Raw genomic sequence first — 15,495 nt, 5'->3', positions numbered from 1 at the left:
GTAATTCCCCCACAAGAGGCACCCCGGGGTGGACACCCGCACGACCGCGCGTCCATGCCGGCGGCAGCGGCGGCCCCTCACGGACCACCGCCAACCATCGGGATGTCAGACGAACTTGGCCTTACCCGGTCCGTCCTCGACAAAGCTGCGCATACCGATCTCGCGGTCCTCGGTCGCGAACAGCCCGGCGAACCAGTTCCGTTCGATGGCGAGGCCGGTGTCGATGTCGGTCTCCAGACCGGTGTCCACGGCCTCCTTGGCGGCGCGCAGCGCCGTCGAGGGACCGGCGGCGAGCCGCGCCGCCCACGCGTGCGCCTGCTCGTACACCTCGGCGGCGGGCACGACGCGGTCGACCAGGCCGAGGGAGAGGGCCTCGTCGGCCTTGACCTGACGGCCGGTGAAGATGAGGTCCTTGGCCTTGGACGGGCCGATCAGGCGGGACAGCCGCTGGGTGCCGCCGGCGCCGGGGATCAGGCCGAGCAGGATCTCGGGCTGGCCGAGCTTGGCGTTGTCGGCGGCGATCCGGAAGTCGGCGCAGAGCGCGAGCTCGCAGCCGCCGCCGAGGGCGTAGCCGGTGACGGCGGCGACGACGGGCTTGGGGATGCGGGCGACGGCGGTGAAGGAGTCCTGGAGCCCGCGGGACCGCGCCACCATCGCGGCGTGGTCCATTTTCTGCATCTCCTTGATGTCCGCGCCGGCCGCGAACACCTTCTCGCCGCCCCACAGGACGACGGCCCGGACGTCGTCGCGGCGGGTGGTCTCCTCGGCGAGCTCGCGGAGCCGGTCCTGGGTGGCGATGTCGAGCGCGTTCATCGGCGGGCGGTCCAGGCGGACGGTGCCCACGCCGTCGGCAACCTCAAGATGCACAGTCATGAAGCCCAGGTTAGTGCCGGTTAACCGCATGCGGCCCGGTGCACTCGGTCACAAGCGCACCGGGCCGCAGGCACCGGGTGAAGAGGTGAAGAGGTGAAGAGGTGAAGAGACGTTTCCGTCGGCTCAGTCGGCCTGGGGGCTGCTCTTGCCCCACTCCGACCACGGCAGGTTCCAGCCGTTGAGGCCGTTGTCCGGCTTGATCATCTTGTCGTCGGAGTTCTTGACGATCACGACGTCACCGATGAGCGAGTTGCTGTAGAACCAGGCGGCCGGCGTGTTCGGGTCGCCGCCGCCGCGCTCGTCCTCCAGGCCCACGCAGCCGTGGCTGGCGTTCTCCGAGCCGAAGGTGCCGGAGCCGGACCAGTAGTTGCCGTGCAGGAAGGTGCCCGACGTGGACAGGCGCATCGCGTGCGGCACGTCCGGGATGTCGTACTCGCCCTTGCCGTCGCCCTTGGTGAAGCCGACGGTGGCGCCGTTCATGCGCGTCACGTCGTGCTTCTCGCTGATGACCATCTGGCCGTTGTAGGTGGGGTTGGCGGGGGCGCCGGCGGAGATCGGGATGGTCTTGAAGACCTTGCCGTCGCGCTCGACCACCATCTGGTGGGACTTGGCGTCGACCGTGCTGACCTGGCTGCGGCCGACGGTGAACTTCAGGGTCTTCGTCTGCGAGCCGTACACGCCCTCGCGGCCCTGGACGCCGTCGAGGTTGAGGTCGACCGTCACCTTGGTGCCGGCCGCCCAGTACTTCTCGGGACGGAAGTCGAGGCGGTCGTTGCCGAACCAGTGGGGCTTGACCTCGACCGCCGGCTGGGCGGTCACCTTGATGGCCCGCTCGACGGCCTTGGGGTCGGTGATGCCCCGGCTGAAATTGATCGATACGGGCATGCCCACGCCGACCGTGCTGCCGTCCTCCGGCGTGAAGTAGCCGACGAAGGTGTTCTGCGGCGTGAGTGTCGTGAAGGACGCGTGCTTGGCCGACGGGCGGCCGTCCTTGTCCTTGGCCAGCGCGTCGACCGTGTACTGGGTGGAGGCGCCGAGGTGCGCCGTCGGCTCCCAGGACCTGCCGTCGCCGCTGACCTTGCCCTCGACCGTGCGGCCCTTGGCGTCGGCGACCTTGACCGACGTCAGGGTGCCCTTGTCCGCGGTCACCTTGAGCTTGCCGGACGTCTCGACGTTCTTGGTGCCGTCGTCCGGAGTGATGGCCACGACGGCCTCCGACGGGCCGTCCGGGACCTTCGCGGCCCCGCCCTTCTTCCCGCCGTCGTCACCGCCGCCACAGGCGGTGACCAGCAGCATCAGCGCGCCGAGCAGCAGCGCGAACAGCCCCCGGCGGCGGGCTGCGCGCCTGCCGGGTATCAGCTGTGTGTTCAAAATCGGTTGTCTCCCCTCGCACGGCCCGCGGCCACGCGGCGCCCCCGAAGCGCGGCTCACGCGCTGGCGATAGACAACCACAGGGCTCCGGCGCCGCAGACCCGTGCAATGTCACCGTTCGGTCCCAAATGGGAACGGTGGTACGAGATATGCGGCGGAGGTGATCCCTGTGGCTGAAGGTGAGCATCATAATCCGGCCACCCGGGTGCTCCGTGCCGGGCTGACCGCGGGTACGACCCGGTGAGCGCGCGCTTGCTTCTGGGCAGAACTGGGGGCAAGGACGAGGACCGCCGCCGCCCGGCACGGGACGCCGGGCGCCCGGCGCGCTGCCCGCGAGCCGCCGGAGGCGAAGACGTGTCGAGCGCACCCGAGCAAGAGGCGGAACGGGGAGACGAGTTCGGCGGCGGCCGGGCCCGGCACCCCGCGGCCCGGCCGGGGGCCGCCGCCGCCCCGGTCAACGGCCGGCACCACCCGGAGGCCGCCCCGGCCCTGCGGCCGCTGCCCGGCCCCGCCGTGTGGCCCGGCAGCCCCGAGCCGCTCGGGGCCCGCTTCAAGCCCGCCGCCGGGGGCGCGCCGGCGGGGACGAACTTCGCCCTGTGGGCCGGCGGGGCGGAGGCCGTCGAGCTGTGCCTGTTCGGCGACGGGCCCGGCGACGGCGGCCAGGCCCCGGCGGAGGGCGCGCCGGAGGGCGAGATACGGCTGCCGCTCACCGAGCTGACCCACGAGATATGGCACGGTTTCGTCCCCGGCGTCCTGCCGGGCCGGCGCTACGGCTACCGCGTCCACGGCCGCTGGGACCCCTGGACGGGCGCCCGCTGGAACCCCGCCAAGCTGCTCCTGGACCCCTACGCCCGGGCCGTCGACGGCGACTTCTCGCTGCCTCCCGAGGTGTACGGGCACGTGCGCGACTGGCCCCAGCAGCACGTCGCCGACACCGTCCGCGACGAGCGCGACTCGGCGCCGTACGTCCCCAAGGGCGTGGTGGTGGCGGACGGCGACGACTGGGCGGACGACCACCGGCCCAAGACGCCGTGGCCCGACTCGGTCATCTACGAGCTGCACGTGCGCGGCTTCACCAAGCGCCACCCGGGGGTCCCCGAGGAGCTGCGCGGCACGTACGCCGGGCTCGGGCACCCGGCGGCCGTGGAGCACCTGGTGCGGCTCGGGGTGACGGCCGTGGAGCTGCTGCCGGTGCACCAGTTCGCGCACGAGGACCACCTGCTGCGGCGCGGGCTGCGCAACTACTGGGGCTACAACTCCATCGGCTACTTCGCGCCGCACGCCGGCTACGCGGCGACGGGGACGGACGGCCGGCAGGTGGGCGAGTTCAAGCGCATGGTGCGGGCCCTGCACGCGGCCGGCGTCGAGGTGATCCTGGACGTCGTCTACAACCACACCGCCGAGGGCGGCGAGCTGGGCCCCATGCTGTCCCTGAAGGGCATCGACAACCGCCGCTACTACCGGCTCCAGACGGACCGCCGCCGCTACGCGGACTACACCGGCTGCGGCAACACCCTGCACGTCGTCCAGCCGAACGTCCTGCGGCTGATCACCGACTCGCTGCGCTACTGGGTGACGGAGATGGGCGTCGACGGATTCCGCTTCGACCTGGCGGCGGCCCTCGCCCGCTCCATGCACGACGTCGACATGCTCTCGCCGTTCCTGGCCGTCATCGCCCAGGACCCGGTCCTGCGCCGGGTGAAGCTGATAGCCGAGCCGTGGGACGTGGGCTCGGGCGGCTACCAGGTGGGCTCCTTCCCGCCGCTGTGGACCGAGTGGAACGACCGCTACCGCGACGCCGTGCGGGACTACTGGCGCGGCGCCCTGCCCGACGTGCGCGACCTCGGCTACCGCCTCTCCGGCTCCAGCGACCTCTACGCCTGGGGCGGCCGGCGCCCGTACGCCTCCGTCAACTTCGTCACGGCCCACGACGGCTTCACGCTGCGCGACCTGGTGAGCTACGAGCACAAGCACAACGAGGCCAACGGCGAGGGCAACCGCGACGGCACCGACGGCAACCGGTCCTGGAACTGCGGCGCGGAGGGCCCGGCGGACGACCCGGCGGTGCCGGCCCTGCGGCGGCGGCAGCTGCGGAACCTGCTGACCACGCTGCTGCTGTCCACCGGGGTGCCGATGCTGGTCGCGGGCGACGAGATGGGCCGCACCCAGGGCGGCAACAACAACGCCTACTGCCAGGACAACGAGACCAGCTGGATCGACTGGTCGCTCCTGGCGGACCCCGGCTGGCGGGCGCTGGCCGACCTGTGCGGCCGGCTCCTCGCGCTGCGCCGCGCGCACCCCGTGCTGCGCAGCCGCGCCTTCTTCTCCGGCCGGCCGCAGAGCGCGGACGGGCTGCGCGACCTCGCCTGGTTCACGGCCGCGGGCGCGGAGATGACGGAGGCCGACTGGTACGCGCCGGCGGCGGCGCTCGGGATGTACCTGTCGGGGCGCGACATCCCCCAGCGCGGGCCGCAGGGCGATCCGGTCACGGACGACAGCTTCCTCGCCGTCCTCCACGCGGGGCCCGGGGACGTGGCGTTCACGCTGCCGGGGCCGCCGTGGGCGGACGCGTACGAGCTGCTCGTGGACACGGCGCGGGAGGAGCAGGGGGCGGCGCCGGGCGAGCGCCGGGCGGCGGGGACGCGCGTCACGGTGGAGGCGCGTTCGGTGCTGCTGTGGCGGGTGGCGGCGGGCAGGCCCGAGGGGGCGCGACCGGGATCGGAACCTCCAATTCCGGTTCCGTAAGCGGGCCTTGAGGGCAAAAACCACGTGAGCATTGTCAGTGGTGAACCGTAGTCTCACTCCTGATGACAGAGACCCAGGAACCCCCCGAACCCGCCCGTCCGGACGGCAGCCGCTCCGCCGTCCGCTCGCTGCTGCGCCTGTGGCCCTACGTGCGCCCCGTGCGCGGCAGGCTGGTCACGGCCGCGGCGGTGACGATCGTCGCCTCCTGCGCCGGCCTCGCGATCCCGCTCGCACTCAAGTGGATCGTGGACGGCCCGGTCGCCGGCGGCGACCCGTCCGGCGTGTGGCTGGGCGGCGGGCTGGTGCTCCTGCTCGGCCTGCTGGAGGCGTCGCTGTTCGCGGCGCGCCGGTTCCTCACCGCGCGCCCGCTCGCGCGGGTCGAGGCGGACATGCGGGCGGACCTCTACCGGCACCTCCAGCGGCTGCCGGTCGCCTTCCACGACCGGTGGGCCTCGGGCCAGCTGCTCTCGCGGAGCACCACGGACCTGACGCTGCTGCGCATCTTCTTCGCCTTCCCCCTGACCTTCCTGCTGGTCAACGGAGCGACGATCGTGGCGGGCTTCGTCGTCCTGCTGATACAGCAGTGGGTGCTGGGGCTGGTGCTGCTCGCCCCGGTGGTGCCGCTGGTGATCCTCTGCGCGTATTTCGAGGATCGCTATTCCCGGGCCGCGCGCACCGCCCAGGACCAGTCCGGCGATCTCGCCACGGTCCTCGAAGAGAGCGTGCTCGGCATCCGCATCATCAAGGGCTTCGGCCGGCACCGCGGCCAGGAGAAGGCCTTCGCCGCGCTCGCGGGCCGGCTGCGCGGCACCGAGCTGCGCAAGGCCCACCTGCTGGGGCTGCTCTGGGCGTTCATCATGAGCCTGCCGGAGCTGGCGATCGGCGCGGCGCTGGTGCTCGGCGTGCTCCAGGTCGCCGACGGCGAGCTGTCGGCCGGCACGCTGGTGGCGTTCTTGTCGACGGCCCTGGCGCTGCGCTGGCCGGTGGAGTCGATGGGCTTCCTGATCGCGATCTCCAACGAGGCGGCCACGGCCGCCGATCGCTATTTCGAGGTCATGGACACCCCCGCCCCGCGGCAGGAGGACGCCTCCTCCCGGGACGAGGACGCGCCGTCGCGGAAGACGCCGCCCAAGACGCCGGCGAAGACGCCGCACAAGGCGTCGCGGGAGAGAACCGGCCTGCGCCTGGAGGGCGTCGGCTTCCGCTATCCCGACGCCCCGGCGGACGCCCCGCCCGTCCTGGAGGGCGTCGACCTGCACATCCGGCCCGGCGAGACGATGGCCCTCGTCGGCACCACGGGCAGCGGCAAGACGACCCTGACGGCCCTCATCCCCCGCCTCCACGAGGCGACGTCCGGGCGGATCACCCTGGACGGCCGGGACATCGCGGCCATGCCGCGCGAGCGCCTGCGCGAGCTGGTCTCCGTGGCCTTCGAGGACCCGACGCTGTTCTCCGCGAGCGTCGGGGAGAACGTGCTGATGGGCGCCGACGGCGGCGGCGAGGCCGAGCTGCGGCGCGCGCTGGAGGTCGCCCAGGCCGGCTTCGTGCACTCCCTCCCGGAGGGCACCCGCACCCAGGTCGGCGAGCAGGGCCTGAGCCTGTCCGGCGGCCAGCGGCAGCGGCTCGCGCTCGCCCGCGCCGTCGTCGGCGACCCGCGCTTCCTCATCCTGGACGACCCGCTGTCCGCGCTCGACGTGCACACCGAGGCGCTCGTGGAGGCGGCCCTGCGCGAGGTGCTGGCCGGCACGACCGCCCTCGTCGTCGCCCACCGCCCGTCCACGGTCATGCTCGCCGACCGCGTGGCCCTGCTCTCCGGGGGCCGCATCGCCGCCGTCGGCACCCATCACGAACTGCTGCACACCAGCCGGGAGTACGCCCTCCTCATGGCGGGCGACGAGGACCGGGACGGCCCGGCGGACGCCCCGTACGCACGGCACGAGGGAGGCCGGCGATGACCACCGCCACCGACCAGACCACCACCGGGCCGCAGCAGACGGCCCCCGGGGCCTCCGCCGCACCGGACGACCCCTTCGACAAGGACGTGCTGCCCGCCCCCAAGGGGGCCTCCCGGGCACTGCTGCGCTCGCTGCTCGCCCCCGCCCGCGGCCGCCTCCGGCTCAGCGCCCTCGTGCTGCTGCTCCAGCAGGCCGCCGTCCAGGCGGGCCCGCTCCTCGTGGCCGTCGCCATAGACCGGGGCGTGCCGGCCGTCCGCCGGGGCGACTACGGCCCGCTGATCGCCGTCGGCGTCGCCTACGTGGTGAGCGCCCTGGCCGCGGGCCTGTTGCAGTACGCGTTCATCCGCCTCTCGGCGCGCATCGGCCAGAACGTGCTGCTCGACCTGCGCGGCCGCATCTTCCGCCACGCCCAGTCGCTCAGCGTCGACTTCCACGAGCGCTACACCTCGGGGCGGCTCATCTCCCGGGCGACCACGGACGTCGAGTCGATCCGGGAGCTCATCAACGACGGCCTCCAGGAGCTCATAGGGGTCTGCCTGGCCGTTGTGTACATCTCGGTCACCCTGCTCTATCTGGACTGGGGCATCGGCGCCGTGGCCGTGCTCTCGTTCGTGCCGCTCCGGCTGCTGATGCGCTCGTACGACCGGCGTGCACGGTCGGTCTACCGCGAGCGGTCCACGGCGATCGCCGCGGTGATCGTGAAGTTCACCGAGACCATGAACGGCATCCGGCCGGTCCAGGCGTTCCGCCGCGAGCGCGCCAACGAGAGCCACTTCGCGAAGCTGAACGAGGAGCACAAGCACGCCAACGTCGGGGCGATGCTGGAGATGGCCCGCTACGTCTTCCTCTCCCGCCTCGTGGCCAACGTGGTGCTGGCGGCGATCGTCCTGTGGGGTGCGTACCGGGTGGCCGGCGGCGGCCTGGAGCTGGGCGTGCTCGCGGCGGCGGTGCTCTACCTGCGGCGGCTGTACGACCCGATCGACCAGCTGGGCATGTTCCTCAACTCGTACCAGTCGGCGGCGGCCTCGCTCGACAAGATCGCGGGCCTGCTCGCGCAGCGGCCGGGCGTGCCCGAGCCCGCCGAGCCGAAGGCGCTGCCGGAGCCGCGGTCCGGTATGCCCGGCCGCGAGGTCGTCTTCGACGGGGTGCGCTTCGCCTACCGCACGGGCGGCGAGATCCTCCCCCGCTTCGACCTGACGCTGCGCGCCGGCCAGACGGTCGCGGTCGTGGGCTCGACGGGCGCCGGCAAGTCCACGCTCGCCAAGCTCCTGGCCCGCTTCTACGACCCCACTGAGGGCCGGGTGCTCCTCGACGGCGTGCCGCTGGACGCGCTCGGCGGGCCGGAGCTGCGGCGCGGGGTGGTGATGGTGACGCAGGAGGCGTTCCTGTTCTCCGGCACCGTCGCGGAGAACATCTCCATCGGCCGCCCCGGCGCCTCCCGGGCGGAGATCGAGCAGGCGGCGAAGGCGATCGGCGCGCACGACTTCATCGCGGCCCTGCCGGAGGGCTACGACACGGACGTGCGCAAGCGCGGCGGCCGCATCTCCGCGGGCCAGCGCCAGCTGGTGGCGTTCGCGCGGGCGCTGCTCGCCGACCCGGCGGTGCTCATCCTGGACGAGGCCACGTCCTCGCTCGACATCCCGGGCGAGCAGGCGGTGCAGCGCGCGATGGCCACGGTGCTGCGCGGCCGCACGGCGGTGGTCATCGCGCACCGGCTGTCGACGGTCGAGATCGCGGACCGCGTCCTGGTGATGGCCGGGGGGCGCGTGGTGGAGGACGGCTCCCCGGCGGAGCTGATCGCGGGCACGGGCCGGTTCGCGGATCTGCACCGGGCGTGGCGCGACAGCCTGGCCTGACGGTTCACGGGAATTGCGCACCCGGCGGTACGGGCTCGCCCCCACGGCGGGCCCGTACCGCTATGCGGACGTCGGTCTTTCGTCAACGGACGGATTCCGGCCAACTTGCCTCCGGACTCCTGACACGTACATGCCCGCGATGGCACTCTTCCCTCCACTGATGCGCGGCTTCCCCACGGCACCGCCGCCGCGCGCCGGCCGCGTTCCCCGCTCCATCGGCACGTGCATGCCTGCTGTTCCCCCGAGGCCCCACGCCTCTCGTTCCCGTCCTGCGGCACCGACCGGCAGCACCCGGCGGCCACCGCACACGGGGAAGCGCAGCGCTCCATCACGTTTCACCGCACCCGCCGCTCCACCGCACCCGCCGCACCCGCCGGACCCACCGGATTCATCGGACCCATCGGATTCATCGGCCCGGAACCCCGGCCGGGATCGACCGGCCCCCAGCTCCACCTGTTTCTGTTCTGCCTGATCTGCCTCGCAGAAGGAGTCAGCGTGAGACCCACCCCCCAGACCAGACGCTCCCCCAAGAAGAGAGCCGTCGCCGCCGGCGCGCTGGTAGCCGTCTCGGCGATGCTCGCCGTCGGCACGCAGACCGGCAGCGCCTCGGCCGGCTCGTCCGCCGCGGGCAGCGCCCCGCGCCAGCTCATCGCCAAGGCCGACCCCGGCGCCCTGCCCGCCAAGCTCACCCCCGCACAGCGCGCCGAGCTCATACGGCAGGCCGAGGCGGCGAAGGCGGAGACCGCCCGGGCGCTCGGCCTCGGCCCGCAGGAGAAGCTGGTCGTCAAGGACGTCGTCCGGGACGTCAACGGCACCGTGCACACCCGCTACGAGCGGACGTACGAGGGCCTGCCCGTCCTCGGCGGCGACCTCGTCGTCGACACGGCCAGGAGCGGCAGCCTCAAGAGCGTCGCCAAGGCGACCAAGGCCCGGCTGGCGATCGCGACGACCACGCCGTCGCTCGCCGCCTCCTCCGCCGAGAAGCAGGCCCTGAAGGCCGCCGGCGCGCAGGGCTCGAAGGCCACGAAGGCCGACAAGGCGCCCCGCAAGATCGTCTGGGCGGCGAAGGGCACGCCGGTCCTCGCGTACGAGACCGTCGTGGGCGGCCTCCAGGAGGACGGCACCCCCAACGCGCTGCACGTCATCACGGACGCGCGCACGGGCGAGAAGCTCTTCGAGTTCCAGGGCGTCAAGCAGGGCACCGGCAACAGCCAGTACAGCGGCCGCGTCACCATCGGCACCTCGCAGTCGGGCGGCTCGTACCAGCTCAACGACACCACGCGCGGCGGCCACAAGACGTACAACCTCAACCGCGGCTCCTCCGGCACCGGCACGCTCTTCACCGACGCCGACGACGTCTGGGGCAACGGCACCACCAGCGACGCGGCCACCGCCGGCGTGGACGCGCAGTACGGCGCCCAGCTGACGTGGGACTACTACAAGAACGTGCACGGGCGCACCGGCATCCGCGGTGACGGCGTCGGCGCGTACAGCCGCGTCCACTACGGCAGCAACTACGTCAACGCGTTCTGGTCGGACGACTGCTTCTGCATGACGTACGGCGACGGCTCCGGCAACGCCAAGCCGCTCACCTCGATCGACGTGGCGGCGCACGAGATGACGCACGGCGTCACCGCGGCCACCGCCAACCTCAACTACGCGGGCGAGTCCGGCGGCCTCAACGAGGCCACCTCCGACATCTTCGCCGCCGCGGTCGAGTTCTGGGCCGACAACCCCAGCGACCCGGGCGACTACCTCGTCGGCGAGAAGATCAACATCAACGGCAACGGCACCCCGCTGCGCTACATGGACAAGCCCAGCAAGGACGGCCGCTCCAAGGACGCCTGGTACTCGGGCCTCGGCGGCCTCGACGTGCACTACTCGTCCGGCCCCGCCAACCACTGGTTCTACCTCGCCTCCGAGGGCAGCGGCGCCAAGGTGGTCAACGGCGTCTCGTACGACTCCCCGACCTCCGACGGCCTGCCCGTGACCGGCATCGGCCGCGACAACGCCGCGAAGATCTGGTTCAAGGCGCTCACCGGGCGCATGCAGTCCACGACCGACTACGCCGGGGCGCGCGAGGCGACGCTGTGGGCCGCGGGCGAGCTCTTCGGCGTGGGCAGCGACACGTACAACAACGCGGCCAACGCGTGGGCCGCGATCAACGTCGGCAGCCGGGCCACGCCCGGGACCGGGGTCAACGTCACGGCCCCCGGCGACCAGACGAGCATCGTGAACACCGCCGTCTCCTTGCAGATCAAGGCCACCAGCGGCACCGCCGGCTCCCTGAGCTACGCGGCCACCGGCCTGCCCGCCGGCCTGTCGATCAACGCCTCCACCGGCCTGATCTCCGGCACGCCGACCACCACCGGCACCAGCAACGTGACCGTCACGGTCAAGGACTCCGCCGGCAAGTCCGGCAGCGCGTCCTTCAAGTGGACCGTGAACGCCACGGGCGGCGGCAGCGTCTTCGAGAGCACGGCCCCCGTCGCCATCCCGGACGCGGGCGCCGCGGTGACCTCGCCGATCGTCGTCACGCGCAGCGGCAACGGCTCCGCCGCCCTGAAGGTGGACGTGAACATCACCCACACCTACCGCGGTGACCTGCGGATCGACCTCGTCGCGCCCGACGGCAAGACGTGGCGGCTGAAGGACACGGACTCCTGGGACTCCGCGGAGGACGTGAAGGAGACGTACACGGTCGACGCGTCGGCGGTCTCGGCGCCCGGCACGTGGAAGCTTTCGGTGCAGGACGTGTACGCGTCCGACACCGGCACGATCAACAGCTGGAAGCTGAGCTTCTAGCGCCGCGCGGCAACCGCCGCCTTCGAACCGGGCGCCGTCCGGGGTGAGCCACGACTCCCCCGGACGGCGCCCCACGCACGTGCGGGCCACCGCGCGCCGAAAATCAGCGCGGCGCAGAGCAGCATGAACGCGGCGAAGACGTCCACGGCGAGCCAGCCGAAGAACGCCGCCGGGGTCACCGAGTAGTACGCGCCGCCGCTGCGGGTGACCGCCACCCGCTCGCCCGCGCCGTACTTCGTCTCCATCACCGCCCGGTCATCCGCCCGGCCCCCGCCGTCGGGGCGGAAGGTGCCGTAGCAGACCGTGTGAGTGCCGCGGCCGGTGCCGGTGGTCTCGCACAGCAGGACGGTGAAGGTGCCGGGCGTGCCCACCAGGCCCGTGGAGCGGACGAGACCGGGCACCGCGTAGGCCCCCGGGAGGACGGCCATGAGGAGGCAGAGGAGCCCCGCGGCCCACCGCTTGGCCTTCGTCGTCGTCTTCGCCGTCACGCCGTCCCGCTTCCGCCCCGGTGACATCGGAGGCCCCACAGTACGGAAGGGGACCGCGGCCCCGGCGGCGGCCCCCTCGCGGGATCCGGCCACGGGGCCGCGGCCGGCGTGCCCGGCCCGGCGCGGCTAGCGCAGGAGCACCCCCGCCGCCTCGCCCGTGGCCTCCGACGGCAGGGTCACCAAGCCCATCTCCGCGCCGCTGGACAGCAGCCGGTGCGCGGGCAGGATGCGGACCGTGTAGCCGAAGGGGCCCGTGCGGTCGAGGGTGAGCGGTCCCTCGTAGAGGCGGCGGCCGTCCAGGGCCGGGCCGCCGGCGGGCTTGAGGGGGAAGACGGCGGTCTTGCTGAGCCGGTCGGCGGGGTCGACGCGCCCCGCGACGGCCTGCACCTCGACGTCCGCCGGGTCGAGCGGCCCGAGCGTGACGCTGACCCGCAGGGAGACCGTGGAGCCGAGCGTGGCCGTGCCGTTGAGGGCGGTGTCGGCGACGGCCTCCACGTGGTCGACGGCCACGGCCGGCCAGCCGGCCCGCACCCGGGCCTTCCAGGCGGCCAGCTCGCTCGCCGCGGCGGGCGTGAGGGCCCGCTGGGCCTCGGCCGCGGGGGCGTAGAGCCGCTCCACGTACTCCCGCACCATGCGCCCGGCGAGGACCTTCGGGCCGAGGGTGGTGAGCGTGCGGCGGACCATCTCGATCCAGCGGCCCGGCAGCCCGCCCTGCGCCCGGTCGTAGAAGCGCGGGGCGACCCGCCGCTCCAGCAGCTCGTAGAGGGCGGCCGCCTCCAGGTCGTCGCGGCGGTCCTCGTCCATGGCCGCGCCGTCGGCGGTGGGGATGGCCCAGCCGAAGTCCGGCTCGTACCACTCGTCCCACCAGCCGTCGAGCACCGAGAGGTTGAGACAGCCGTTGAGGGCGGCCTTCATCCCGGAGGTGCCGCAGGCCTCCAGCGGCCGCAGCGGGTTGTTGAGCCAGACGTCGCAGCCGGGGTAGAGCCGCTGGGCCATGGCCATGCCGTAGTCGGGCAGGAAGACCAGGCGGCGGCGCACGCGCGGGTCGTCGGCGAAGCGCACGAGCTCCTGCACGAGGCGCTTGCCGCTGTCGTCGGCGGGGTGGGCCTTGCCGGCGACGACGATCTGCACGGGGCGCTCGGGGTGCAGCAGGAGCTCCATGAGGCGGTCGCGGTCGCGGAGCATCAGGGTGAGGCGCTTGTACGAGGGGACGCGGCGGGCGAAGCCGATGGTGAGGACGCCGGGGTCGAGGACTCCGTCGATCCAGCCGAGCTCGGCGGTGCCGGCGCCGCGCTCGCGCCAGGAGGCGCGCAGCCGCTCGCGCACCTCCTCGACCAGCTGTTCGCGCAGGGTGCGGCGCAGCTCCCAGATGTCGGCGTCGGGGATATCGGCGAGGGCGTCCCAGCGCTGCGAGCCGCCGACGGCCAGGGCGTCCTCGGCGCGGCCGGCGCCGACCCGGCGGGCGCCCAGGCGGAGCACCTCGGGGGCGACCCAGGTGGGTGCGTGGACGCCGTTGGTGACGGAGTCGATGGGCACCTCCTCGGGGTCGAAGCCGGGCCACAGGCCGGCGAACATCTGCCGGCTGACCTGTCCGTGGAGGGTGGAGACGCCGTTGGCGCGCTGGGCGAGGCGCAGGCCCATGACGGCCATGTTGAAGAGGCCGGGCTCGCCGCCGGGGTAGGTCTCCAGGCCCAGTTCGAGGACGCGTTCGACGTCGATGCCGGGCAGTTCGCCGGCGGGGCCGAAGTGGCGGGCGACGAGCTCGCGGTCGAAGCGGTCGATGCCGGCGGGCACGGGGGTGTGGGTGGTGAAGACGGCGCCGGCGCGGGCGCACTCCAGGGCGGCGTCGAAGTCCAGGCCGGTGGTGACGAGCTCGCGGATGCGCTCCAGGCCGAGGAAGCCGGCGTGGCCCTCGTTGGTGTGGAAGACCTCGGGCTCGGGGTGGCCGGTGAGCCGGCAGTAGGTGCGCACGGCGCGCACGCCGCCGATGCCGAGGAGCATCTCTTGCAGCAGCCGGTGCTCGCCGCCGCCGCCGTAGAGCCGGTCGGTGACCTCGCGCTCGCCGGGGCCGTTCTCCTCGACGTCGGAGTCGAGGAGGAGCAGGGGCACGCGGCCGACGCGGGCCTGCCAGATGTGGGCGCGCAGGGAGCGGCCGCCGGGCAGGGCGAGGGAGACGCGGCTCGCGCTGCCGTCGGGCTCGCGGAGCATGGTGAGCGGCAGCTCGTTGGGGTCGAGCAGGGGGTAGTGCTCCTGCTGCCAGCCCTCGCGGGAGAGGGACTGGCGGAAGTAGCCGTGGCGGTAGAGCAGCCCGACGCCGATGAGGGGGACGCCGAGGTCGCTGGCGGACTTCAGGTGGTCGCCGGCGAGGATGCCGAGGCCGCCGCTGTACTGCGGGAGGGCGGCGGTGATGCCGAACTCGGGCGAGAAGTAGGCGATGGCGGCGGGCAGTCCCTCGGGCTGTTCCTGGTACCAGCGCCGGCCGGTGAGGTAGTCCTGGAGGTCGTCGGCGGCCGCGGTGAGCCGGCGCCGGAAGCGGCGGTCGTCGGCGAGGGCGGCGAGCCGGTCGGCGGGCACGGAGCCCAGCAGCCGCATCGGGTCGCCGGCGGCGGCGCGCCAGCCCTCGGGGTCGACGGCCTGGAAGAGCTCACGGGTCTCGGGGTGCCAGGACCAGCGCAGATTGCGCGCCAGCTCGCTGAGCGGTCGTAGGGGCTCCGGAAGAACGGGGCGCACGCTGAATCGACGAATGGCCTTCACCCGCACGACGGTAGCGGGGAGGCCGGGGGGCTTCGTGGCGCTTCGCGGCAACTGCCTGCTCCCGGCAGGTGCAGGCGGGAAGTGCGCCCCCTGCTGCGGCGCGCGGGATGGGGCCGTCCTGCGCAGCCCGGGGTCGCCCGCGTGGCCGGGAAGAGCGTCCGCATGGTGGACGGGGCGTGGAAGCGGACCGCACGCGTCACTTCGGCGGGTACGGCATCCGTACGAGAGGGGAATACGCCGCGCGTACAGCGGGATCGGCGGCGGGCGAGGGCCGCTACGGCCTTCGGCGGCCGTGGCGGCGTCCCGTTACCCCGTCTGGCCGCCGGTTACCCGGTTTTCGCGCATTGCACACGATCGGCCCTACGAGGAGACTTCGTACGGGTGACGGAGTGCCGACCATCCTCCCCAGCCGGTGCCACGGGAACTACGCACCGGTAGGTCCCACGGTGCGGGCATGCCCGCCCGGGACCGGTGGGAAAGCTCAACCGGTATGCAGGCCGTAGCAGTCCGCCGCCGCCCCGAGTACCCGTCCCCGGCACTTCCGCATTTCTTCCGCACCCACCCGAGTGAACGCGGTCAGGAGCAGCCATGCCCGCACCCAGCCGACCGGCGGCGGAGCCGATAGAAAGAGCAGAACCCGCCAGTGCC

The 15,495-nt window shown here is 73.2% G+C and carries 8 protein-coding genes; 4 read left to right on the top strand and 4 right to left on the bottom strand.

Annotated elements, in window-relative coordinates; translation table 11 throughout:
* Window positions 1-105 precede the first annotated feature (105 nt).
* Window positions 106-873, bottom strand: coding sequence for an enoyl-CoA hydratase/isomerase family protein (locus D7231_RS05780; RefSeq protein WP_120753823.1), 768 nt, complete (start codon window positions 871-873; stop codon window positions 106-108).
* A 123-nt stretch (window positions 874-996) separates the two neighbouring features.
* Window positions 997-2,244, bottom strand: a complete 1,248-nt coding sequence (locus D7231_RS05775) for a L,D-transpeptidase (RefSeq protein ID WP_391473974.1) — start codon at window positions 2,242-2,244, stop codon at window positions 997-999.
* Between the two features lie 354 nt (window positions 2,245-2,598).
* Between D7231_RS05775 and glgX the strand changes: the two genes are divergently transcribed.
* The 4 genes from glgX (at window position 2,599) to D7231_RS05755 (ending at window position 11,605) form a co-directional block, all read left to right on the top strand.
* Window positions 2,599-4,989 (top strand): glycogen debranching protein GlgX, encoded by a 2,391-nt coding sequence (glgX, locus tag D7231_RS05770; RefSeq protein ID WP_120753822.1) that lies wholly within the window; start codon window positions 2,599-2,601, stop codon window positions 4,987-4,989.
* Window positions 4,990-5,051: 62 nt separating this feature from the next.
* Window positions 5,052-6,944, top strand: a complete 1,893-nt coding sequence (locus tag D7231_RS05765; RefSeq protein WP_120753821.1) for an ABC transporter ATP-binding protein — start codon at window positions 5,052-5,054, stop codon at window positions 6,942-6,944.
* Window positions 6,941-8,800, top strand: a complete 1,860-nt coding sequence (locus tag D7231_RS05760; RefSeq protein ID WP_120753820.1) for an ABC transporter ATP-binding protein — start codon at window positions 6,941-6,943, stop codon at window positions 8,798-8,800. The genes D7231_RS05765 and D7231_RS05760 overlap by 4 nt, the downstream gene beginning before the upstream one ends.
* Window positions 8,801-9,373: 573 nt before the next feature.
* Entirely contained in the window at window positions 9,374-11,605 is a 2,232-nt protein-coding gene (locus tag D7231_RS05755; RefSeq protein WP_120754013.1) for a M4 family metallopeptidase, read from the top strand.
* On the opposite strand, the gene D7231_RS05750 is transcribed toward D7231_RS05755, so the two are convergent.
* Window positions 11,602-12,120, bottom strand: coding sequence for a hypothetical protein (locus D7231_RS05750; protein WP_158673721.1), 519 nt, complete (start codon window positions 12,118-12,120; stop codon window positions 11,602-11,604). The two genes, D7231_RS05755 and D7231_RS05750, sit on opposite strands and share 4 nt — an antisense overlap.
* A 99-nt stretch (window positions 12,121-12,219) precedes the next feature.
* The gene (gene glgP, locus D7231_RS05745) at window positions 12,220-14,847 is read right to left on the bottom strand and encodes an alpha-glucan family phosphorylase (RefSeq protein WP_120753818.1); all 2,628 of its coding nucleotides are present in this window, start codon (window positions 14,845-14,847) and stop codon (window positions 12,220-12,222) included.
* Window positions 14,848-15,495: the final 648 nt, after the last annotated feature.

It is taken from the genome of Streptomyces klenkii, from assembly GCF_003626645.1.
GTDB classification, from domain to species: Bacteria; Actinomycetota; Actinomycetes; order Streptomycetales; family Streptomycetaceae; genus Streptomyces; species Streptomyces klenkii.
Note: the sequence above shows the minus strand (reverse complement) of the source record. Positions and strands in the feature narration are given on the sequence as shown.

What these genes read in the sequence shown, in the direction of transcription:
- D7231_RS05765 (WP_120753821.1), top strand. Translation starts at nt 5,052, where the DNA reads ATGACAGAGACCCAGGAACCCCCCGAACCCGCCCGTCCGGACGGCAGC.
- D7231_RS05755 (WP_120754013.1), top strand. Translation starts at nt 9,374, where the DNA reads ATGCTCGCCGTCGGCACGCAGACCGGCAGCGCCTCGGCCGGCTCGTCC.
- D7231_RS05780 (WP_120753823.1), bottom strand. Translation starts at nt 873, where the DNA reads ATGACTGTGCATCTTGAGGTTGCCGACGGCGTGGGCACCGTCCGCCTG.
- D7231_RS05760 (WP_120753820.1), top strand. Translation starts at nt 6,941, where the DNA reads ATGACCACCGCCACCGACCAGACCACCACCGGGCCGCAGCAGACGGCC.
- D7231_RS05750 (WP_158673721.1), bottom strand. Translation starts at nt 12,120, where the DNA reads ATGTCACCGGGGCGGAAGCGGGACGGCGTGACGGCGAAGACGACGACG.